General features: G+C 65.0%; 19 protein-coding genes. 10 read left to right on the top strand and 9 right to left on the bottom strand.

All coding sequences use genetic code 11. The features are described 5' to 3' along the window. Positions 1-4: 4 nt before the first annotated feature. The gene (locus SH412_RS05870) at positions 5-799 is read right to left on the bottom strand and encodes an isoprenyl transferase (protein ID WP_336522579.1); all 795 of its coding nucleotides are present in this window, start codon (positions 797-799) and stop codon (positions 5-7) included. Between the two features lie 314 nt (positions 800-1,113). Between SH412_RS05870 and SH412_RS05865 the strand changes: the two genes are divergently transcribed. Both SH412_RS05865 and SH412_RS05860 read left to right on the top strand, forming a co-directional pair. Then, positions 1,114-2,646, top strand: coding sequence for a UDP-N-acetylmuramoyl-L-alanyl-D-glutamate--2,6-diaminopimelate ligase (locus SH412_RS05865; RefSeq protein ID WP_336522578.1), 1,533 nt, complete (start codon positions 1,114-1,116; stop codon positions 2,644-2,646). Positions 2,647-2,693: 47 nt separating this feature from the next. Then, on the top strand, positions 2,694-4,103 hold the full coding sequence (locus SH412_RS05860) for a UDP-N-acetylmuramoyl-tripeptide--D-alanyl-D-alanine ligase (RefSeq protein ID WP_336522577.1): 1,410 nt from the start codon (positions 2,694-2,696) through the stop codon (positions 4,101-4,103). Positions 4,104-4,378: 275 nt separating this feature from the next. On the opposite strand, the gene SH412_RS05855 is transcribed toward SH412_RS05860, so the two are convergent. Both SH412_RS05855 and SH412_RS05850 read right to left on the bottom strand, forming a co-directional pair. Further along, on the bottom strand, positions 4,379-4,915 hold the full coding sequence (locus SH412_RS05855; RefSeq protein ID WP_336522576.1) for a hypothetical protein: 537 nt from the start codon (positions 4,913-4,915) through the stop codon (positions 4,379-4,381). 291 nt (positions 4,916-5,206) lie between these two features. Next, positions 5,207-6,442, bottom strand: a complete 1,236-nt coding sequence (locus SH412_RS05850) for a lactate racemase domain-containing protein (RefSeq protein WP_336522575.1) — start codon at positions 6,440-6,442, stop codon at positions 5,207-5,209. A gap of 244 nt (positions 6,443-6,686) precedes the next feature. On the opposite strand from SH412_RS05850, the gene SH412_RS05845 reads away from it, so the two are divergent. From SH412_RS05845 to SH412_RS05835, 3 genes are read left to right on the top strand one after another with little or no spacing between them, the layout of a single operon-like run. Further along, on the top strand, positions 6,687-7,214 hold the full coding sequence (locus SH412_RS05845) for an HYExAFE family protein (protein WP_336522574.1): 528 nt from the start codon (positions 6,687-6,689) through the stop codon (positions 7,212-7,214). Continuing rightward, complete coding sequence (locus SH412_RS05840) at positions 7,211-7,378, top strand: hypothetical protein (RefSeq protein WP_336522573.1); 168 nt, start codon at positions 7,211-7,213, stop codon at positions 7,376-7,378. The genes SH412_RS05845 and SH412_RS05840 overlap by 4 nt, the downstream gene beginning before the upstream one ends. 51 nt (positions 7,379-7,429) lie before the next feature. After that, entirely contained in the window at positions 7,430-8,701 is a 1,272-nt protein-coding gene (locus tag SH412_RS05835) for a beta-ketoacyl-[acyl-carrier-protein] synthase family protein (protein ID WP_336524148.1), read from the top strand. A 71-nt stretch (positions 8,702-8,772) separates the two neighbouring features. On the opposite strand, the gene SH412_RS05830 is transcribed toward SH412_RS05835, so the two are convergent. Together SH412_RS05830 and SH412_RS05825 are read right to left on the bottom strand one after the other, a co-directional pair. Next, the gene (locus tag SH412_RS05830; protein WP_336522572.1) at positions 8,773-10,197 is read right to left on the bottom strand and encodes a DUF1501 domain-containing protein; all 1,425 of its coding nucleotides are present in this window, start codon (positions 10,195-10,197) and stop codon (positions 8,773-8,775) included. A gap of 7 nt (positions 10,198-10,204) precedes the next feature. Beyond that, on the bottom strand, positions 10,205-13,333 hold the full coding sequence (locus tag SH412_RS05825; protein ID WP_336522571.1) for a PSD1 and planctomycete cytochrome C domain-containing protein: 3,129 nt from the start codon (positions 13,331-13,333) through the stop codon (positions 10,205-10,207). A 190-nt stretch (positions 13,334-13,523) separates the two neighbouring features. Here SH412_RS05825 and SH412_RS05820 point away from each other — a divergent pair, with 190 nt between their 5' ends. The 4 genes from SH412_RS05820 to SH412_RS05805 all read left to right on the top strand — a co-directional run bounded on the left by SH412_RS05820 (position 13,524) and on the right by SH412_RS05805 (position 17,528). Then, on the top strand, positions 13,524-14,168 hold the full coding sequence (locus SH412_RS05820; RefSeq protein ID WP_336522570.1) for an RNA polymerase sigma factor: 645 nt from the start codon (positions 13,524-13,526) through the stop codon (positions 14,166-14,168). Positions 14,169-14,297: 129 nt separating this feature from the next. Beyond that, the gene (locus SH412_RS05815; RefSeq protein WP_336522569.1) at positions 14,298-14,837 is read left to right on the top strand and encodes a PspA/IM30 family protein; all 540 of its coding nucleotides are present in this window, start codon (positions 14,298-14,300) and stop codon (positions 14,835-14,837) included. Positions 14,838-15,175: 338 nt separating this feature from the next. Continuing rightward, positions 15,176-16,126: an RluA family pseudouridine synthase gene (locus tag SH412_RS05810; protein ID WP_336522568.1), complete on the top strand. Its 951-nt coding sequence runs from the start codon at positions 15,176-15,178 to the stop codon at positions 16,124-16,126. Between the two features lie 211 nt (positions 16,127-16,337). Further along, positions 16,338-17,528, top strand: coding sequence for a C45 family autoproteolytic acyltransferase/hydolase (locus SH412_RS05805; protein ID WP_336522567.1), 1,191 nt, complete (start codon positions 16,338-16,340; stop codon positions 17,526-17,528). A gap of 83 nt (positions 17,529-17,611) precedes the next feature. Here SH412_RS05805 and SH412_RS05800 read toward each other — a convergent pair whose 3' ends face one another. Next, positions 17,612-17,866, bottom strand: coding sequence for a hypothetical protein (locus tag SH412_RS05800; RefSeq protein WP_336522566.1), 255 nt, complete (start codon positions 17,864-17,866; stop codon positions 17,612-17,614). Next, on the bottom strand, positions 17,863-18,303 hold the full coding sequence (locus SH412_RS05795; protein WP_336522565.1) for a hypothetical protein: 441 nt from the start codon (positions 18,301-18,303) through the stop codon (positions 17,863-17,865). The genes SH412_RS05800 and SH412_RS05795 overlap by 4 nt, the downstream gene beginning before the upstream one ends. Here SH412_RS05795 and SH412_RS05790 point away from each other — a divergent pair. Then, entirely contained in the window at positions 18,302-19,753 is a 1,452-nt protein-coding gene (locus SH412_RS05790; RefSeq protein ID WP_336522564.1) for a hypothetical protein, read from the top strand. The two genes, SH412_RS05795 and SH412_RS05790, sit on opposite strands and share 2 nt — an antisense overlap. A gap of 73 nt (positions 19,754-19,826) precedes the next feature. On the opposite strand, the gene SH412_RS05785 is transcribed toward SH412_RS05790, so the two are convergent. Together SH412_RS05785 and SH412_RS05780 are read right to left on the bottom strand one after the other, a co-directional pair. Then, positions 19,827-20,942, bottom strand: a complete 1,116-nt coding sequence (locus tag SH412_RS05785; RefSeq protein ID WP_336522563.1) for a D-TA family PLP-dependent enzyme — start codon at positions 20,940-20,942, stop codon at positions 19,827-19,829. A gap of 78 nt (positions 20,943-21,020) precedes the next feature. After that, positions 21,021-21,515: a SixA phosphatase family protein gene (locus SH412_RS05780; RefSeq protein WP_336522562.1), complete on the bottom strand. Its 495-nt coding sequence runs from the start codon at positions 21,513-21,515 to the stop codon at positions 21,021-21,023. Between the last annotated feature and the right edge of the window lie 3 nt (positions 21,516-21,518).

Genomic DNA, 21,518 nt, shown 5'->3' with positions numbered 1-21,518 from the left:
TGCCTCAGCTTGAAAGTCCGCCAAAGCGACGGTTTCGAGACCCAAAGTCACGCAGGGCCGACAGCAGGACCTCCCGGTCAAAATCCGGCCAGCACAGCGAAGTGACCCACAGTTCCGCGTAACTGATCTGCCAGAGCAGAAAGTTGCTGACGCGCAGCTCGCCGGCGGTCCGGATTACCAGGTCGGGATCCGGCATGCCGGCCGTGTAGAGGCGGTCGGCCAGAGCTTCCTCCGTGATCTCCTCGGGGTTCAGCCGGCCCTGCTTCACGTCTTCGGCCAGCGCCCGGGCGGCGTCGACCAGTTCGCACCGGCTGCCGTAGTTGACGGCGAGGCACAGCCGCATGCCGGTGTTTCCGCGGCTCAGATCGGTGGTCCGCTGCATCTCGCGGAGGACCCCTTCGCCGAGGCCTTCCCGGCGGCCGATGACGGAGAACTGCAGGTTCTGCCGCAAAATTTCCGGACGTTCGTCGATGAGATACCGCTCCAGCAGTTCCATCAGCAGCTTCAGTTCCAGCTCGGGCCGCTTCCAGTTCTCGCTGCTGAAACAATAGAGCGTGAGCTGCTTGACGCCGAGGCGGGAGCATTCCTCGACGATGTCGCGGACGACGAGGACGCCGCGCTGATGCCCTTCGATCCGGGGAAGTCCCTGCGCCTGCGCCCAGCGCCCGTTGCCGTCCATAATGATGGCGATGTGTTGCGGCATACGTTCGGCGCAAAGCCCGAACTGCTCCAGCTCCGCCGGGGAATAGGGAGCAGGAGCTGTCGGCAAGGTGTCAGCGGGGGGGGCGAGGGATGCCATGCGAAAGCGACGAGACCTCCAGTCTGCCATTGTGGCGGATTTGCCGTCGGCAGCAACTGTCAAAACATCGCGATGGGGAGTTCGGCCGCAAGGACTGGTCCGGACGCCATCCAGCCGGCCGTTCGTGGAACCTGGAATGCCGAACGTGCCGACGAACGGGGCGTCAGTGCGCAAGCTGCGCCACCCATTCATCTTGACGTGATTTCCCGAATCGCGAGAATCCCCCTTTCCGATGCAGAGAGATTCTCGAAGCTGGCCGTGACGTTCGGTCTGCGTTCGATCCCGCCCGTCAGCCCCGCAGGGAGGCGTATGCTGTGGGTGACGCCGTCGTTCAACCGCCGATCATCATCAGTCTGCGTCGTCTGTTTCCCCAGGCCAGTTTTGTGGGCTGCGCGGATTTGCGGGCCACGCACGTGACGGCCGACAGCCGGACCTGCCGCCCGAAGAGCCTGTTCGCCGTCATTCGGGGACGCCAGCTCAACGGATGTGAGTTCATCCGGGACGCGCTGTCCCGTGGAGCCGCGGGACTGATCGTCGACCGTCCCATCCCCGACATTCCCGTTCCCCAGTGCGTCGTCCAGGACGTGCGGGCCGCATTTGCGGAGATCTGCGCTTTCCGATGCGGTTGGCCATCGCGGCAGCTCAAGGTCGCCGGCGTCACTGGGACCAACGGCAAGACCACGGTGACCTGGCTCGTGCGATCGATCCTGGAGTTCCACCGGGAGCGGTGCGGCGTGCTCGGCACCGTCGAATACAGCGACGGCTGGACGACCGAGCCCTCCGCCTTGACGACGCCCGGTCCCGAAATCCAGGCGGCCTGGCTGGCCCGCATGGTCCGTCGCGGGGCGGGTTTTGCGGCCATCGAAGTCTCCAGCCACGCACTGGATCAGCGTCGGATTTCCGGGACCGAGCTGCAGTGCGGCGCGATCACGAATATCACGCGGGACCACTTCGACTACCACGGGACATTCGAGGCGTACCAGTCGGCCAAATTCCGGCTGCTGGAGTCGATTCGTCCCGGCGGACTGGTGGTGTTGAACCGGGATGATCCGGGCGCCTGGGCGCTCCGCGAGCGCGTGGATTCGTCGCGCAATCTGATCGCCACGTCGCTGGGGAACGCCGCGGACGTAACCGCGCAGTTGCGCGAGGAGTCGCTGCGGGGAACGGCGTTTCAACTTTCGATTCACGGCCGGACGGTCGAGTGCCATACGACCTTGATTGGTCGCTACAACGTCGCGAACTGCCTGACGGCGGCCGCCATTCTCAGCGGATTCGGACTTTCCCCCGAGCAGATTTCCGCCGGACTGGAGCAGTTCTGCGTGGTGCCGGGACGGCTGGAGCGGATCGCCTGCGGTCAGCCGTTCGACGTGTTCGTGGACTACGCCCACACCGACGACGCCCTCGCCCGCTGCCTGCAGGCGCTGCGGAGCATGACGCCGGGCCGGCTGATTGTCGTGTTCGGCGCGGGGGGGGATCGCGACCGGGAAAAGCGGCCGCTGATGGGGCGGGCGGCGCTCCACGCCGACGTGCAGATCGCGACCAGCGACAATCCACGATCCGAAGTCCCGGAGCGGATTATCGAGGAGATTCTGGCGGGGATGGCCGGCGCGCGGCCGATCGTCGAAGTCGACCGGTCCGTAGCGATCCGCCGGGCGCTCGAACTGGCGGTTCCGGGCGATTGCGTGCTGGTCGCCGGGAAGGGACACGAGCAGGAGCAGATCATCGGTGCGGAGCGTCTGCCGTTCGACGATCGTCAGGTCGTCCGGCAATGGTTGAGTCGGCTGACGACGGAGTGGAATCTGAGCCTGCCGACAGCATCTCCCCGGAGTTTTGCGCGTGTGGGATGACCGCCGGCCTTCGGTTCTTTTCCCCTTCAACCGATCTGGAGGCTGACGTGGAACGTCTGCGGCTGAAGGATCTGGTAGCGGCGACTGGCGGACGGCTGGCGGATGTCCCGGTCGGACTGACGGAAATTGTCCGCTTCGGGACCGACTCTCGAACATTGCAGCCGGGGGACGCCTTCTGGGCGTTTCGAGGTCCGCGATTTGACGCGCACGACTTTGTGCCGACCGCCGTTGCGTCCGGGGCGGTTCTGGCGGTTGTCGACGAGGCGCATGGGGAACTGGCCGTCCCGCGGCTGATTGTCCGCGACACGCTGGCTGCCTGGGGAGAGCTGGCCGGCTGGCGGAGGCGGCAGAGCGACGCTCTTGTGATCGGCGTCACCGGAAGCGTCGGCAAAACGACCACCCGGGAGCTGGTCTACGCCGCCTTGAGCGAGCAGTATCAGGGCATGCGCTCGGCGGCAAATCTCAACAACCTCTACGGTCTGCCGCAGACATTGCTGGAACTGCGGCAGTCTGATGAATTTGCCGTCCTGGAACTGGGAGCCGACCGGGTCGGCGAAATTCGCGATCTGTGCGCGATCGCCCGCCCGGAGGTGGGCCTGATCACTTCGATCGGAAAGGCGCATGCGAAGTCGTTCGGCGGGGTTGAAGGGATCATTCGCGGCAAAGGCGAATTGCTCGAAGCCCTTCCATCCAGCGGATTTGCCGTGCTGCCGGGCGACGATCCGGTCGTGCGGGACATGGCCCGCCGGGCGGCCTGCCCGGTGATCTTCGTCGGCGAACACCAGCAGAACCACCTCTGGCCGGTGCAAGTCCGGGCGACCGCGGGGTCGCTGCAGTTCCGCGTCAACGGTCAGGACTATTCGGTCCCGGCGACGGGGCGTCATTTTCTGGCCAACGCGCTCCTGGCGATTGCGGTCGGACGCGAGATCGGAATGAACTCTGGCGCGATCGCCCGCGGTCTGGCCCGGTTTGAGCCCGTCGACGGTCGCTGCCGCCCGCGGCAAATCGGACTATGGACGGTGATCGATGACAGCTATAACGCCAGTCCGACGTCAATGGCGGCCGCGCTCAATGTGCTTCGCGATCTCGATTTCGGCCGGTCCGCCCGGCGGATCGCCGTGCTCGGCGATATGCGGGAACTGGGAGAGTGCGGTCCGGAGGAACATCGCAACATTGGCCGACACGCGGCTGCAGCCGGAATCGACGCACTCCTGGCCTACGGGGACTCCGCCGACGAGCTGGCCCGGGGCGCACGGGAGGGAGGACTGACGTCGGGGCGGATCGCCGCGACGGACGATCTGGAAATCTTACGGCTGTTGCTCGACTGCTGGCTGGAGCCCGGGGCGGTCGTCCTGGTCAAAGGTTCGCGGGCGATGCAGATGGAGCGGGTCGTGAGCTGGTTAGAACAACTTGCGGAGGACTCCGGTCATCGGGTGGTCGGGCGTCAGGTGGCCTGACGCAACAGGGGGCGTTCATTCGAGGGTTTCTGACGAACCCGTCCAAAAATTGAAGGAGCTTGGCCGATCCCGTCTGAGGCGAAGAATTTGCGGGAATTCGTCGTCGAGTCCGGTGTAAGCCGGGCCAGCGTGCTGGAACTTGCGAAACGGTGGCGACTGGGTCCATCACCGTTCCGTGCCAGCCGCCAGGCGGGGTCAGGACCGGGCGTCGGCCTGCCGACGCCCGGTCTCTCCTTTTTCTTGAGACCGGGCGTCGTTCGCGCCAGCCGCGTGCGTCAGGGGAGGAAGCCCTTTTCGCGCAGCTCGGTGATATTGCCGGGAGCGCTCTGCAGCACTCGCTCCGTAGCGTAACGCAGCACGGCGAGACCGGCGAGATGTTCCGGGGCGGTCAGGATCGCGACGCGGTCTTCGTCTTCCGCATCGAGCTGACGATTGAGGCGGTCGACCGCCTCGTCGACGCTGTCGCTGACAATCCGCTTCGGTCCCGACTGGTTCTGCAGCCGGAGATGCGAAAAAGAGGCGGTCCGGGCCAGCAGAAACTGGGCGAGCTGCGCATCGTCCAGGTCTTCGAAGAAGTCCCGCAACTCGGGCTCGGCGTTGTCCGGCGTAATGATCAGGGGGCGGGTGATCTTGACGTCCCCCCGCACAATGGCCACCTGCCGCGTCGGCTCGGCAGGTTTCAACACCAGATAGTAGGGGAGGTCCGATTCGCCGAAGGTGAACAGCGAATAATGCACGCTCCGAGCGATCGCCACGGAGTCCCACCCCGCACGAAACCGCGACTCGGCATCCCAGTCCTCAGATGGCAACACGCTCAATTTCCTCTGCCGCAGCCGGCTTGTATTGATTAAATTCGATGGAAGAGGATCTCAACGCGGAGACGCGGAGGACGCAGAGAAATGCAGAAGAAGAGTCCGGAAAGTGAAAAGTGAAAAGTGAGTAGTGATGAGTGTAAAGTGTTCCCGAAGTCGAGAGATTCGCTCCAGCGCCGTCGAATCTTACTGCCTTATTCTGCACGACTCACTCTTCAGTACTCACTTTTCACTTTCTTTAATCTTCCCTTCTGAACTCCGCGTCCTCCGCGTCTCCGCGGTGAATCCTCTTCATTCCTCTTCTTCTTCGTCGTCGGTAATCTCGCCGTAGGCAAACTGCGCCCCGGCGATCGCCAGGCAGTCTTCCGCCCCTCCGAGGAGTCGCTGCACTTCCCGTTCGTTTTCGAGGGGGATCGCAAAGAGATCTTCGGCCAGGTTGCTTTCCAGGCGACTGAGCAGGTAGAGCGACGCCCAGTCGGCGGCCTGGGTCCACTGGGTGGCGGGAACCAGGTCGGGAGGGGACTCGCGGCGGAGGGGCTGCAGCGCGTCGGATGGGGAGCGCCGATTGCGGACCATTTCGACTCCGGGGCCGGGGGTGGCCTCCAGATCGGTCAGGAGCACGATGCGACCGCCGCGCGTCACAAGTTTCCGGGCCACTTCCAGGGCGGCGCCGACCTCGTCCCAGGTCGTCGGACCTGCCGCCGGTCGAACAGACACGAGGACGGTTTCGCGACGCTCGTGCTGAGTGATTCTCCAGCCGATGTCGAGCTGGCGGCGTCCCTCGCGAATGGTCGCTTCCAGACTCCCTGCCAGGACGGCGGCGATGCCCGTGGCGGACGGTATGACTTGAACGCCGAACTGGACTCCCAGCAGCCAGGCGGCTTCGTCGATGAGCTGCCGCAGGGGACGATCATCTTCGGGACGAAGTTCGGAATGCCCCTGCCCGTGGGCGCGGACAAACGCGTCGGGGCTGGACAGTCCCGGGTAAAAGAGGCTGGCGGCGCCGCGGTAGCCCAGCACCGGGTCGAAGCCCAGGCGGCCGACGGGCAGGACGAAGTCGGCGTCCAGGAGCTCGCGAGCCAGATAGACTCGTTCACCGGAGAGGCTGGTGGCGAGATAGCCGGTCGAGTTGTCGGCGGCAGGCTGGTGCATTTGCCAGCCGACCGCCGCCCGAATTTCCGCCGGAAGCGCGGACCGGGGATCGAGCGACTGCCGCGGCGTCAGCGAGGCCGGTTGGAGGAGCAGCAGGTCTTCCGGGCGAATGCCGGCTTCGGCGAGAACGCTCCAGATCCCGGTCAGCACGTCCGCCAGACCGGGCAGGCCGGGATCGAGAGCCATGACGACGCGATCACCCGGCACAAGCGCGGCGGCGAGAGCCGGATACTCCAGAGGCGCCGCCAAGGCTTCCCGAACGGCATCGATCGGGCGGGCCAGCGCCGCCGGGCCGGGTTTCCACTGAACATCCGCGTCGGCCCCGGTCTCCAAGGTCAGTTGGCCGGTCGTGCCGTATTCGATTCTCAGTTCCACGGGGGTTCCTGGCTGCAGGCCGGCAATTCGGGTTCGGGAGACCGGGGGGGACGACACCGGGCCGCAACGGCGACCGGGATCAGAAACTCGCAAGCTTCGACCGCCGACGATAGCGAGGGCCGACGGACTCGCCAACTGCGACGATCGATCGAGGCTCCAAGAAACGGGCCAAAATGGAAATTCCGTGTTGATTGACCGGGACGGATGTCTCATAGTGCAGAGCACCGCGGTGGAGACGATGCGCATGCTCCGGTCCAATCATTATGATGTGGCGTTTGAGGCTTATCTGCGGGCCTGCCGGACGGCGTACGTCGCAGTCGACGAACGTCGGCGGTCGGTCCTCGAACGGACTTCCTTGAAATCCCTGGATTTCCTGGTCTATACCCCGGATCAGGGGACCTGGCTGGTCGATGTGAAGGGACGGCAGTTTGCCGCGGGGGGACCGGGGCGACGCTGGGAGAACTGGGCGACGCACGAAGACCTTTCGGGAATGGCCGCCTGGCAGGAACTGTTCGGGGGACAGTCGCGGGGGCTGCTGGTTTTCGCGTACGATCTCGGAGAGAATGCGGTCGAGGTCCCGCCAGAGCTGGGGGTTCCGTTCGTCCATCGCGGTCGGCAGTATGCGTTCTTCGGCGTCTGGGCCGATTCCTACCGGGACTGGATGCGCGTCCGTTCCCCCCGCTGGGAAACGGTCTGGCTGCCGTCGCCGTTGTTTCGCGAATTGCGATTTCCGTTGTCCAGGCACCTGGTTCCGAGCGTGACCGTCTCATGAAGATCTCCGCCCTGTCCGCCGTCAGCGAATTCCTCCAGTCCGCCGAAGCGGGATCCGTGCTGCTGGCCCAGGCCGGCAATAACGTCCTGCTGAATGCAGGAATCTTCGTGCTGCTGGCGGCCGGTGCGGTGTATGCCGTCTGCCGCAGCAGTCAGCGGAATTGAACTCCCGTCGGGCTGGGTGGATCGCGGCAGGCCGGGTGAGGCGGATTGACGGTGACTGACCGGGGCTGGAGCACGCGCGACGTCGATCCGGTTGTGGTCACGGGAATCGGCCTCGTTACGCCGCTGGGCGCCGATCGCGAAACGACCTGGCGACGCCTGCTGGCCGGCGAGAGGGGCGTCGACTGGCTCCCGGACGCGTCGCGTGCGGCCTTCGAGCGCGTCGGCTTTCCGCGTCCCTGGGGGGGCTCCGCCGCGCTGACCGCGGGGCAAATTCTGCCCGGTCGCGACCGGAGTCTCTCCCTGGCTCGGGTTGCGACCGCCGAGGCGCTCGCCGACGCCTCCTTCGATCCGGCGGAAAGCGAAACCGGCTGCGTATTCGGCGCCAGTAAGGGAGGGCTGAGCGCCACCGCCGCATGGTGGGAGGCAGTCCATCATCGCCAGCAGTCGCACGATCTGCCGCCATTTCCGGACCTCTGGCCCTCCGCAGCGGGCGTCGATCTGGCGGAGCATTGGAATCTGCGAGGTCCGCTGCTGACCCCCGTGGCGGCCTGCGCGACCGGACTTGCGGCCTGTCTGCGGGGGGTAAACTTGCTGCACGAAGGGGCCTGCGAAGTCGTTCTGGCAGGGAGCGTCGACGCGGCAGTGACCCCTGCCGTGCTGGCGTCCTTCCGCCGCCTCGGCGTGCTGGCTCCGCCGGAACCGGACCCTGCAGCCGCCTGCCGTCCCTTTGATCGGCAGCGGCAAGGATTTGCGGTGGGGGAGGGAGCGGCCTGCCTGGTGCTGGAGCGACAGTCGCACGCGCTGTTGCGCGGAGCGCGATGGTATTGCGCCTGGGAATGGGGTCGGCTGGCGGCCGACCCCACGGGACTGACGCAACTCGCTCCGGACGGCGCACCGCTGCAGCGACTCATTCGCGACGTCCTGCGGGGCCAGCGCCCGGATCTGCTCCACCTCCACGGAACCGGCACGCATCTCAACGACGCCGTCGAAAGCCAGGCGGTCGCAGCGGTCCTGGGCGACGCCTTACCAAAAATTCCGGCAGTCAGTGTGAAGGGGGCGCTGGGACACCTGCTGGGAGCGGCGGGGAGCGTTGAACTGGCCCTGGCGGCGCTGAGCCTGCGGGATCAAATGGCGCCGCCGGTTGCGAATCTGGTCCATGCCGATCCCGCCTGCCCGCTCCCCTGGCTGCCACGAACCGCGGAACGCCTCCCCATCGAGCGCGTTCTCAAGCTCTCACTCGGCTTCGGCGGCCACCTGGCGGCGGCGGTGTTGAGCCGCTGTCGGGGAGAGGGGGAGAGGGAAGCGTTGATCGTTGATCGTTGAGAAGAGACGAAATCGAATCGCCCACCACCCACCACCCACTGACCACTGACCACTGACCACTGACCACTGACCTACGCCAACATCTTCCCCACCACCTCCCCATGCACATCGGTCAGGCGGAACGGGCGGCCCTGGAATTTGTAGGTCAGTTGGGTGTGGTCGAAGCCCAGCAGGTGGAGCAGCGTCGCGTGCAGGTCGTGGACGTGGACCCGGTCTTCGACGGCGTTGAAGCCGAGCTCGTCGGAATTGCCGAGCGTCAGACCCGGTTTGATTCCGCCCCCCGCGAACCACATGCTGAAGGCGTTCGGGTGGTGATCGCGGCCGTCGTTGCCCCCCTGGACCATCGGCGTCCGGCCGAATTCGCCTCCCCAGATGACGAGCGTGTCTTCCAGCAATCCCCGCTGCTTGAGATCTTTGATCAGGGCGGCGCAGGGACGATCCGTGTCGGCGCAGTTCTTTTTGAGATCGCCCACCAGATTGCCATGCTGATCCCAGGCTTCGTGGAAGAGCTGCACGAAACGGACGCCCCGCTCGACCAGCCGGCGCGCCAGCAGGCAGTTGTTGGCGAATGATGGCTTCCCAGGCTCGGCTCCGTACATTTCCAGCGTCTGCTTCGTTTCCTGCCCCAGATCCATCAGCTCCGGGGCGCTCGACTGCATCCGCCCGGCCATCTCGAAGGAGTTGATCCGCGTGGCAATCTCGGGGTCTCCCACGGCGTCGAACCGGAGCTGGTTGAGGCGGTTGATCGAGGCCAGGGACTCCCGTTGAACCGTGTCGTCGACTCCCGGCGGATTGGAGAGATACAGGACGGGGTCGCCGCTGCCGCGGAAAGTGACTCCCTGGTAGACGGTCGGCAGGAAGCCGCTCCCCCAGCAACTGCTGCCGCCGCTGGGCCCCTTCTTTCCCGAACTGAAGACGACGAACGACGGCAGTTCGCGGGTTTCGCTCCCGAGGCCGTAGGTCGCCCAGGCGCCGAAGCTGGGCCGGCCGAACTGTTGGGCGCCGGTGTTCATCAGGAGCTGACCCGGCGCGTGATTGAAGGCGTCAGTGGCCATCGATTTCACAATCGCGATGTCGTCGACCACCTCCGCCAGATGCGGCAGCAGTTCGGACAGCTCCACACCGCACTCCCCATGACGGGCGAACTTGAATTTGGGACCGAGTAACCGGGAGTTCGGATTGATGAACGCCGCCCGGTAGCCCTGCAGCAGCTCGGCAGGCGGAAGCTGTCCGTCCAGTTCGGCCAGCTTCGGTTTGTTGTCGAACAGCTCCAGGTGGCTGGGCGCCCCCGCCATGAAGAGAAAGATCACCCGCTTCGCTTTCGGCGGGTGATGAGGCGCACGCAGCCCCAGGGGGTCGGATGTTGCTCCGTGAGCGGCCGGTCCCAGCAGGTCGGTCAGGGCCAGCGAGCCGAGTCCGACGCCGCACTGCTGCAGAAACCAGCGGCGGGCGACAAGCTGTCGATGCGATTGAGCAGAAAAATCCAGCGGGGACATCGATCGGTTACTCCCGGGTGATAGTTTCGTCGAGGTTGAGGAGCACGCGGGCGACCGCCGTCCAGGCGGCCCGCTCCGCCGGCGAATGGCCGGTGCTGTCCTCCCCGCCGGCGAGTTCAGCCGCGTCGATCCCCGGCTGAGAAAAGTGGGCGCGCTGATCCTGCAGGAGTTGCTGCAGTTCCTGAAGTTCTGCGTTCGCCGGGGGACGGGCGACGCAGCAGCGGAAGGCGTACGTCAATCGCTCGGCGTCAGTCGCCCCCCCGCCAGCCAGCGTTCGTTCGGCCAGACCGCGCGCGGCCTCCAGGAAGACCGGCTCGTTGAGGGTCATCAGCGCCTGGAGCGGGGTATTCGAACGATTCCGGCGGACGCAGGCAAAGTCGCCGTTGGGTGCGTCGAAGGCCTGCAGGACCGGATAGGGCAGCGAGCGGTATCGGAAGGTGTAGAGCGCCCGGCGATGGCGCTCGGCCCCCTGGCTTTCGGGCCAGGTCTTCGGTCCGTAGCTGGCCGGCGGGAGCAGCATGAACGCAGGCAGCGGCGGAAAGACGCTCGGTCCGCCGACGTCTTCGTTGAGCAGGCTGCTGGCGGCGAGCGTGATGTCGCGAACCAGTTCGGCGTCGACCCGGAACCGGGCTCCGCGACCGAGGAGACGGTTGGTCGGATCGATCGCGTGCTGCTCCGGCGTCACTCGCGACGACTGCCGGTAGGTCGCGGAATTGACGATCAGCCGATGCAGCTCCTTCTGACTCCAACCCCGCTCCATGAATTCCACTGCCAACCAGTCGAGCAGCTCGGGGTGGCTCGGCGGCGCGGCCTGCGTCCCGAGATCCTCGCTGGTCTCCACCAGCCCCGTCCCGAAGTAAGCCTGCCAGACGCGGTTGACGAGAGCTCGGGCGGTGGTCGGGGAATTCCGATCCGCGAGCCAGCGGGCGAACGCCAGGCGGTCTGGCTCGTCTGTATCCGGGAGCGAATTCAGAAACCCCGGGACCCCCGGTTCGACCGTCGGTCCAGGCTTCAGGAAGTCGCCCCGTTTGAGCAGGTGGGTCATCCGGGGAGTTTCGCGGCGGGACAGGACCAGTTGCGAAGCCCCTGCCGGATGCTGCTGCCAGAGCACTTCGATGCGGTCGTTGGCAGCCTTCCATTCCGGAACGGTCGCCCGCCAGGCGCCGAACAGCGCGGCCTGTTGAGCCGCAGACCGCTCGGAGGCGGGGACTTGCAGCGCCGCACGGGCGGCGGTTGACAGCGGATCGGCCACAGGGTTCTCGGCCGCGGTGACCGCGAGCCGAAACCGGCCGAGATTCAGGTTCTGATTGTCGTCGCTGTTCCAGCCCCCGTGGTTCTGCACGAGATGAAACTGCAGCTCGAGCCCCTCGCTCCCCTCGGGGAGCGTGATCGGCAATTCGGGGACGAAGACCGCCTTGCGGGGCTGATTCCGCCGGCCGGGGCCGACGTCGATCGTCCAGGCCGTTTCGTCCTTGCCGTCGATGGCGTAATCGACCGGGCCGGTGACGCGTTTGCGGTCGGTCTTGTCGCCGAAGAGAGGTTCCAGCGGACGTTCGGGCGGATCGGCGTCCGACGTCGCCCGGACAAACTTGACCCAACGGGCCTCGTCCGGTTTGCCGAGCGGCTTCACGTGGACCTTGAATTCCGTGAGAGCCGACGTGCCGTAGATGGAACGTCCGGGGCCGGAAAGCGGCAGATTGGGATCGTTGAGCTGTTCGAGCCGGAACCCGGTGATCTTCGGCTGTCGGCTGACGACCGTCACCACGACCGTGTGCTTCGTTGGGGCATACCCCTGACAAAGGTAGGAACCGTCCGGCAGGCGATACATTTTCTGGCCACCCGACAGGTCGTCTTCGGCAGACTGGACTACGGTCCAATCCGGCTGATCCCCCCGGACAGTCTCTTCCCAGGCCGCCAGCTTCGCCGGCCAGTCGGGAGTCGACTCCTTGAGCCCCGCTTCAATTTCGGCGATCTGGCGAAACAGATCGGCTCGCTGCTGCTGCTCGGCGGGGGTGTAGGCGATTGCGCTCCCTTCGTGGGAATCGTTGAGGCAGGCGAACATGCGGTAATAATCGAGCTGCGTCAGGGGATCGTATTTGTGATTGTGGCACTGGGCGCACTGAATCGTCAGGCCGAGCACTCCTTTGCCGACGGCGTCCATCCGGTCGAACATCGCCTCCATGCGGAACTGTTCGGGATCAACGCCCCCTTCTTCGTTGATCATCGAGTTCCGCAGGAAGCCGGTCGCGACGAGCTGGTCCTGCGTGCCGCCGGGCAGCAGGTCGCCGGCGATCTGTTCGATGATGAACTGGTTGTAGGGCAGATCCCGGTTGTGGGCGTTGATGACATAGTCCCGGTAGAACCAGACGAATCGGGGTTTATCCTTCTCGAATCCGTCGGAATCCGCATAGCGAGCCGCATCGAGCCAGAGCCGGCCCCAGCGCTCCCCGTAATGCGGCGAAGCCAGCAGCCGTTCGACCAGGTTGGCGTACGCTTTGGGATCGCGGTCGGCGACAAAGGCATCGACGTCGGCCACGCTGGGGGGGAGGCCGAGCAGATCGAGGCTGAGCCGGCGGATGAGCGTGATCCGGTCCGCTTCGGGCGATGGCGTCAGCCCGTCGGCCTCAAGTCGCGCCAGGACGAACCGGTCGATTGCATTCCGAATCCATTCAGTCGCTTTAACCTCCGGCAGCTCCGGGCGTTGCGGCGGCTGGAAGGCCCAATGCCGACTTGTCGCCGGGTCGAGACCGGCCAATGCATCGGGCCAGGGGGCGCCGGCGTCGATCCAGCGTTTCAGCCGGGCGATTTCTGCCGGAGTGAGCGGTTCCCCTTCGGGCGGCATGCGCAGGGAATCGTCGGACGAGGAGACCCGTTTCAGGAGATCGCTCTCGTCAGCGTGTCCGGGAACGATGGCTTTGACCCCGGACTCTCCGCCACGGGCGGCGGCGGCGCGGACGTCGATCCGGTAACCGGCGGTCGCTTTGCGCTGGTCGTGGCACTCGTAGCACCGCGATTTCAGCAGCGGCAGGATTTCGCGTTCGAAGTCGACGGGGACCGGCTCGGCGGCCTGCGCCCCGAGACCGACGGCCAGTACGAGGCAGGCCGCGCGGGCGGTCGGAAAAATCGAGCGGTGCACGTCTCAGGTCTCCGGACTGGCGACGATCCCATCAATAGCGGCTGATTTTTCAGTGTAGTCAGCGAAGCGGCCTCTGACGAGCCGGAATGGCCGCGGCAAAGTTCTGCGTGATCCGGGGAAGCCCGGCCCGCGTTGTCGCAGAATGCGCGAGGATGTGACGGCGGCGTAACGGACCGGTACACTGTTCCCCATGACTGGGACACAGGAACACGGGGCCACCACGCCGGATCGGACGATGCTCGACGAGGACGATCAATTGATGCTGCGGCTCCAGGGAGGAGACCGATCGGCTTTTGATTGCCTGGTGGAGCGTCACCGTCACGCGCTCGTGGGGTTCTTTTTCCGGAACACGCGCGACATTCAACTGTCGGAAGACCTGACTCAGGACACGCTGCTGAAAGTTTACAATCAGTCGTGGGACTTTCTCCCGCGCGGTGCGTTCCGGGGCTGGATGTTCCGGATTGCCCGGAATCTGATGATCGACAATTCGCGTCGGCGTTCGCACGATGCGCTGGTGAAAGCGGTGCGCGGCCGCCACGGCGAAGAGGATGACGGACTGGGGCGGATTGAGGGCCGTGTGAAGTCGGCCGAGAGCGAAGCGGAGCAGCGGGAGCTTGCGAAGCTGGTCGAGGCCACGCTGCCGCTGCTGCCGGAGGAACAGAGACAGACATTTGTCATGCACCATTTCGACGGGCTGAGCCTGTCCGAAGTGGCGGATGCCATGGAAACAAATCTGCCAACCTGCAAAAGCCGATTGCGGCTGGCGCGGGAGAAGCTGCGAGACAAGCTGAAAGATCGGGGGGTGCGGGATCCACGCCTCGAATTGGACGAATAACGTCGCCAGTCAGTGTTCGGGAAATGCGAAAGAGTTGCCGCTCGTTCTTCGGTCCGGTGATCCGCCGGCGGAAGATTCGCGTTTTCCGAGAATGAGTTGCGACACGCGGAGGCGTGTGCGGAGGGGTTTATGAGTTATTTCAGTCGTCTGACCGACATTGTGTCGTGCAATCTGTCCCGTCTGCTGGCGGAGGCCGACGATCCGCAGGCCGCGATTGCCGAAATCGTGCAGGAAATGCAGGAGGGTCTGGCGGGCGCCCGGCGGAGCGTGGCGACAGCCTCCTCCGCGGAGCAGCGACTCCAGCGGGAAATCGACGAGCACGCAGCCCAGGTGGCCGCGTGGGCCGACAAAGCCCGCGAACGGCTGCGGGGAGGCTCCGAAGATGGAGCGCGGCAGTGCCTGCTGCGGAAACGGGAAGTGGAAGACCTGCTCGCCGGACTGGAGCAGCAGCACCGGGCGGCAATTGGGACGCGCGAGCATCTGGCCACGATTCAGCGGGCGCTGGATGCCCGGCTGGCAGAGGCCCTGCGGCGGCAGGCGGAAATGGGGGTGGCGGCAGCTCCGCCTGCCCCCGATGCCCATTTAAGCATTCCGGCCCACGCGGGCGACGAGCGATCCAACCAGATCGATGCCGAGCTGCAGGCCCTGAAACAGGAACTGGGGGCCTGAGATCCGCAGTACCCCGGTCGGGCGGGGATGAGTCGCCGGGGAGCAGGAAAAACGAAAAGAGCGCGGCAAGGTCCCCTCGAAGCTCCCAGCTCCTCCTTGCCGCGCTCAAGGCGATTCGAGATCTCGCGAACTCGAATCGCTGTCTCTGGCTTGAATTCCGTTGCGGTTGGCGGTCCCGTTCCGGGGACAACGCAAACATAGGTCGCGGCCGGGGACTGTCAAATCTGATATGAGCGCGAAGTTTTCCCGTCCGCGACAATCCGGGCGACCGCTGCAACCCGACACCCGGCTCAATGGCCCACCACCCCGTATTCTGCTGTCACAGGATTCCGTTCCGCATGACTGGCGATTTCACGACGACCGTCGGTCCAGACCTCGCCGGAAAGACGGTCCTGGCCGCACTGCGACAGCTCGAACCGGGGGCAAGCTGGTCGCAGTTGCGAGGACGTCTGTCGAGCCGCCATGTTCTGGTCAACGGCGTGCTCTGCCTCGAAGAAGCCCGACGCCTGCGGCTGGGGGACGTCATTGCACGGCAGATGCGTGCGGCGCCGCCACCGCCGGGGGCCGAGTCCGTCAAGATTGTCTATCGCGACGCCGATCTGCTGGTCGTTGATAAACCCCCCGGCCTGCAGACGGAACGTCGGGATGAAGAAGCCCGCTGGCCCGCCTGGCGCAGAGCGCAGCGGCCTACGCTCGATGAGATCGTGCGCGGCCTGCTGCAGTCGCAGAACCGGCGATCGTCGGGGAGGGCGCCGTACGTCGGTTTGGTTCATCGTCTCGACCGGGAAACCAGCGGACTGATGGTCCTGGCGCTCAATCCGCGGTCCGAAGAAAACCTGATCGCGCAGTTCCGGGACCACACCGCCCGGCGAACCTATCTGGCGGTTGTCGCCGGGACGCCGCAGTCCCAGACGATTCGCACGCGAATCACGCGCGATCGCGGCGACGGACTGAGGGGCAACGCAACGGAAGGGCTCTCCGCCGTCACCCACCTGACCGTCGTGGAATCGTTCGCGGGATATTCGCTCGTCCGCTGCGAGCTGGAGACCGGCCGGACGAACCAGATCCGGATTCACCTGGCGGAACTGGGGCACCCGGTCTGCGGCGATGGAAAATATCGGGGTCCGCTGGGACACCCCGTCTCCGACGATAGCGGTGCGCTCCGACTGGCCCTGCATGCGACCCGGCTGGAGCTGCGCCATCCGGCGAGCGGCAAAGGAATCGGCTGGGACGCGCCGCTTCCCGTGGAGCTGGCGAGCTGGCTGATGCGACTGCGGGTTTCCCCATAACCTCCCGGAACCGTATCTGATTGTTCAGTCGCTTCCACGAGCCGTTCTGTCGCAATTTCTCTGTTGTGAAACCTGCAGGGGATCGGCGGGGTATCGTTGCGGTCGGGAGGCAGAATCGCCTTGCCCGCATCCTCCCGACATTGCATGATCATGCGCCGTTCTTGCCAGTTCACGTATTCCGTGCAGTCGGACATTTCAGGGGATCTGCAACATGGTGCGGAAGTTTGCCGTTGGCTGGATTTTCGCCGGCCTGCTCCTGAGCTGTACGGTTTCGCAGGCTCAGACCGTTGCCCGCTGTGGCGACGGCTGGCTGGAAAAGGTCGACGGCTACCTCGTGCTGCACCTGAAGGGCTCCCCTTATGACATGGGCTACCAGCACGGCGCTCTCCTCAAGGAGCACGTCCGGCAGAACATGCACCAGTTGCTGGAGGTGAAGGCCAAGGAGTGGACGCTGGTGGAGATGGGGCCGGTCAAGGTGACCCCCAAGACCGCCATTGAAATGATCGTCAAGATCCAGCAGCCGCATGTCGATCAGCGGTACTTCGACGAAATCCGCGGCGTCGCCGATGGCGCCGAACTCTCCCACAGCGACATTCGGGCCGCCAATTTTATCCCGGAACTGTTCCACTGCAGCGGCTTCGCGCTGTCGGGAACCGCGACCCGCAACGGAAAAATGCTGCACGGACGCGTCCTCGACTACGCCGTCGACTGGGGTTTGCAGGATCACGCGGTGCTGATCGTCGTCGAGCCGACCGGTCGGCTTCCGTGGGTGAATGTCTCGTACGCGGGGTTCATCGGCTCCGTCACGGGCATGAACGCCGAGCACATTTCCATCGGCGAGATGGGGGGCGGCGGCCTGGGCCACTGGGGGGGCCGGCCGATGTCGCTGCTGATCCGCGAAGCCCTCGAAACGTCTCACTCGCTCGACGAAGCCATCGCCGTCTTCCGCGACGGCCCGCGGACCTGCCAGTACTACTACGTGCTCGCCGATGGCGAAGCGAACAAAGCGGTCGGCATGGAAGCCTCCTGGGACGTTTTTTCGCTTGTCGAGCCCGGCACGCCGCACCCGCTGCTGCCGAAAGCCGTCAAGGACTGCGTGCTGATGTCCGCGGGGTCGCGTTACGACGAACTGGTGAAGCGGGCGTCCGACAACCTCGGAAAATTCACCCCCGACGAAGCCCTGCAACTGATGTCCCGTCCGGTCGCCATGAAATCCAACTTGCACAACGTGTTGTTTGAACCGGAATCGACCCGGTTGTGGGTGGCCAACGCCAGCGCTGACAAGGAGCCGGCGGCCGACCAGAAATACCACGCGTTCTCGCTGAAAGAACTGCTGCAGCGCCGTCCCAGCGCCGATGCGCCGCAGTTGCCGATGGGGCAGCGAACGGCCGCCGCGAAATAGTCGGACGTCTCAGCCTGATCGAAGAGACGTAGCGATCCCGAATGGTTGAACCGGCGAGCGCTGCTTGCGAGGAGGCGGCGGGATCACTCCGCCGCCCGGTTCACTTCGGGAATCCGTCCGAAGGACGTGAGCAGCGCCATCAACTCGGCGAGGAAGATCTCCTGCCGGAATCGACTTCCAATGCGAGCTGCTTCAGCAGCGAAGTCGACGTATCCGAGCGGGCCGGGGAGCTTCCGACGCTTCCGCGGGAATATCAGGCGTGCATGGCCGCTGGCGATCGTCGGATGTTCTCGTAGCGGCCGCTTCGGCTGACCCTTCGGTGAACGGGGTCGCGTCACGGCGATGCCATTCTTTCACGTGCCGCATTCCGCAGATTTTCTGCTGCGGGAACGCAGGCCAAAGACGTGCAAAAAAACAACCCCGGCCAGGACTGCGGACCGCCGCGAGCGGCAATCCTCAGGCGCTCACCCGGCCGGGGAGTCTTTGGAATGGCGTGTACATCTTCATTATAATCGCGCATACGTGTGCCGGCAGTCACTACGTCAGTTGGGACGGCAATCGGCACGAAGCCGCGAAACGCCGCGCAAACCCGCGAGAGCAGCATCAGCAAATGTCCGAATCGGTCGCGGTCGTCGAGATATTCAGATTTGTCTGGACGTTTTTCGATGGCGACGCAGCATTCGGGCGGCCACACTTGGAGACTCATGTCGCCGGGGCGCACTTCTCCCCTTTCTTTCCACACGCTCTCTCCACCCTGCTTCAGGAAACGCATCATGCAGGTCCTCTGGAAATCACCCGCAAACGCCCTTGTCGCGATTCTGGCGGGGCTTGCCTTGGCGGCGGCCCCGGCACGTGGAGACGACGCTCTGCTGTGGCTGCCTGAAGGGTTGAACGCCGTGCTGGTGATTGACGCGAATGCGGCCTATCGCTCGCCGCTCGCCATTGAAGAAAAATGGGCGCAAAAGACGGCCCAGGCCTTCGTGGCTCAGGATCTCTTTCTGCCCCCCTCCACTCGACGGATCACCGTGGGGGCGGAACTGGATCTGACGGGGTCGCTCAATCCCATCCGCCGGCAACTGATCATGGAAGTCAAAGCCGGGACGGAACTGGCCGATATTGCTTCGGTGACCGGCGGGAACGTCGAGAAAGTCGATGACTGGCAGGGACTCAGCGTCCTCGACGGCCGCTATCTCGTCGAAGCGAAGCAGGCGGAATACCTGATGGTCGAACCGGGGGGGCGGCAGGCGGCCCTCCGCTGGGTGCGGGCCGGCGCCTCCCCGGCTCCGCGTGTCAGCAAGTTTCTGCAGCAGGCGGTCGGCAGCGTTTCCGACCAGTTCCCGATCGTCACCGCACTCGACCTGACCGATGCCGTCGACGTCGCTTCTGCAAAGGCCGTGCTTTCGTCGCTTCCCAACAGGCCGTTCACCGGGGCGGAACTCGATTCGACGGCGGCGCTGCTCGTGTCGGTTCGCGGCATCGTCTGTAAAGTCCATCTGGGGACGCAGCGGATGCTGCAGTGCCGGATCGAGTTTGGACAGTCGGCCGCTCCGTTGCAGCCGGTGGCGATTCCGCTGGTGAGTTCCGTTCTCCAGATGTGGGGCGCCAGCCTGGATGACAGCGTTAAGTGGCGGACTCGGGCCGACGGCCATGCGCTGATCATCGAAGGGGATTTATCGCCCTCCGGTCTGAAGCGTCTGATGAGCGTCGTTCATCCGCCGATCGTCAGCAGCGCGGCCCGCCAGGCCGGCGCGGAGAGTTCGAACGTTCCGACGGCTGAGGCGTCGAAGAAGTATCTGCGGTCGATCCAGCATGAACTTGACGACCTGCGCGGGACGCTGAAGAAGACTCGCGACAACCACTGTCTGTGGTACGAACGATCGGCCCGGACGATCGATGGCCTGCCGATGCTGAAGGTCGACCCGGACCTGTTGACGTTTGGCGCCCGTGTCAGCAATTCGCTGCGCTATCAGGCGCAGGCTGAACGGTTTTCGAATGTTCGGGCGGGGACGCGTCGGGCTGAGAACGAGACCGGCAAGTTCTACGGCGGCGTCAGCTCTTATGACGGTTACTACTACACTCCGACGGCGGGAGGGAACGAGGCCGCCATCAATGCGCAGGAGAATGAGAACGCGGCCGGCGTAAAGTTTTCCGAGTGGAAGCAGATTGAAGACGGACTGGTGGAAATCCGACGCGGACTGACGCAGAAGTACAGCGTGGAGTTCTGAGTCGGGTGGATTGAATCGGCAGTCCATCCGGAAACAGGTGCTGAAGCTCCGGATGGACTGGGCCGCGCGTCGATCAGATCGTGATGCAGCGATCTCGGGCGGTGACCGGCCAGCGATCGACGACGTTTCCGCCCGAAACGACGTAGACGTCTTTGTAGAGGGCCGAGGTCGGGCAGACGTGGCGGGGAATGGCGAGCAGTTCGTCGCCCGGCTGATAGCGACCGGCCAGCGGCGTCTCCAGGACCAGATGCTCCTCGTTGTGCAGCACCTGCTCGGCATCGGGCAGGTCGGGCACCTGAACTCGCGTCCCTCGCGGCGGATCGGAGGCCACGGCCTTGTTACCGACGTCCAGCGTCAGCCGAGTGGGGGTCGGGCGGCTGATGACGCGGGTCAGCAACAGTGCCGCCGGCTCGAAATCCATGTCGGGGAACGTCGTGCCGTAGCCGCAGTCGTGCAGGACGCAGGTGCCGGGGCTGAGTTCGATCTCAGGATCGGTCAGTTCCGCAAAGACTGGAAACGACCCGGTTCCGCCGCAGACGATGCGGGGGACGCTGAGCCCCTCGGCCAGCAGTTCCGCTCGCAGAATTTTGGCTGCGGCGTAGGGCCCCAGCACGGCGGCTTTGCGTTCGGCGAGATCAGTCTGGTGGTTGTGGCCGTCGTACCAGTGGAATCCTTCGGGCGTGAGTCCCGCAGTCCGACAGATTCGCCGATACAGATCGGCGGCCTTCGGGCCGGGCAGGACGCCGGTTCGGTGGAGTCCGGTGTCCATGTCGAGCAGGACGCCGATGGTCGTTCCGGCGGCGACCATTGCGGCCCCGAGCTGGTCGATCATCCGCTCGTCGTCGGCGGTCACAATCAGTTTCGCGTCGGGGAATTTCTGGCGGAAGGCGACCGCGCGGGCGATGTTCGGCCCGACCATGTTGTAGGCCAGCACGATGTCCTTCACACCGCACTCGGCGACCATCTCCGCCTCGGCAAATGTCGCACACTTGTGCCGGGTGATTCCGAGTTTGAGTTCCCGCTCGATGACCGCCGGCATCTTGTGCGTTTTGCAGTGGGGGCGGAGCCGGTCGACGCCCCCCGAGATGCGGATCATGCGTGCGAGGTTGGCGTCGAGAATGTCGCGGTAGACGATGAGGGCCGGGGAGAAGATCTGCGAGGTGTCAGCGATCGCGTAGCGAGAATCCACGGGGGCGCTCCGGGCGGGGTTATAGCGAATAGGGAATAGCGAGAAGCGAGCAGCCAGAAATTTGTCAGTTGTCAGTTGTCAGTTGTCAGTGAGTTGTTTGGGCGTGTGGAAGACGCGGAGTGTTGGTTTGGCGGGGCCGGGCCAGTCGGACCAGTGGTCGACGTCGGCGTCCAGGACTGCGACGGCTGCCGTGGGGAATTTGCGTTGGACGCCGGTCAGCTCGGCGAGCCATTCTTCGAGGCCCGGATTGTGGGCGACCAGCAGCAGGCAGGAAACGTCGTCGGGGAATGTGCTGACCACGGATTTCAATTGCTCAGGACCCGCCATGTAGAGCTCGGGACAATCATCGAATTTGACCGGCAGCCATTCGGCACGCAGGAGTTTGACGGTTTCCTGAGCCCGGACCGCGGTCGAGCAGATGATAAAGTCCGGGCGCAGGTCGTGCTGGCCCAGCCAGCGGGCGATCTGCGGCGCGGCCCGTCGCCCCCGCACGTTGAGGGGGCGATCGTGGTCGGCCAGCTCGGGAGCCTCCCAGCTCGATTTGGCATGGCGCATCAGGCAGAGCGTCTTCATCGG

This window comes from Planctellipticum variicoloris (assembly GCF_030622045.1).
In the GTDB taxonomy this organism is placed as follows: domain Bacteria; phylum Planctomycetota; class Planctomycetia; order Planctomycetales; family Planctomycetaceae; genus Planctellipticum; species Planctellipticum variicoloris.
This window is presented reverse-complemented; position numbering and strand designations above follow the sequence as displayed.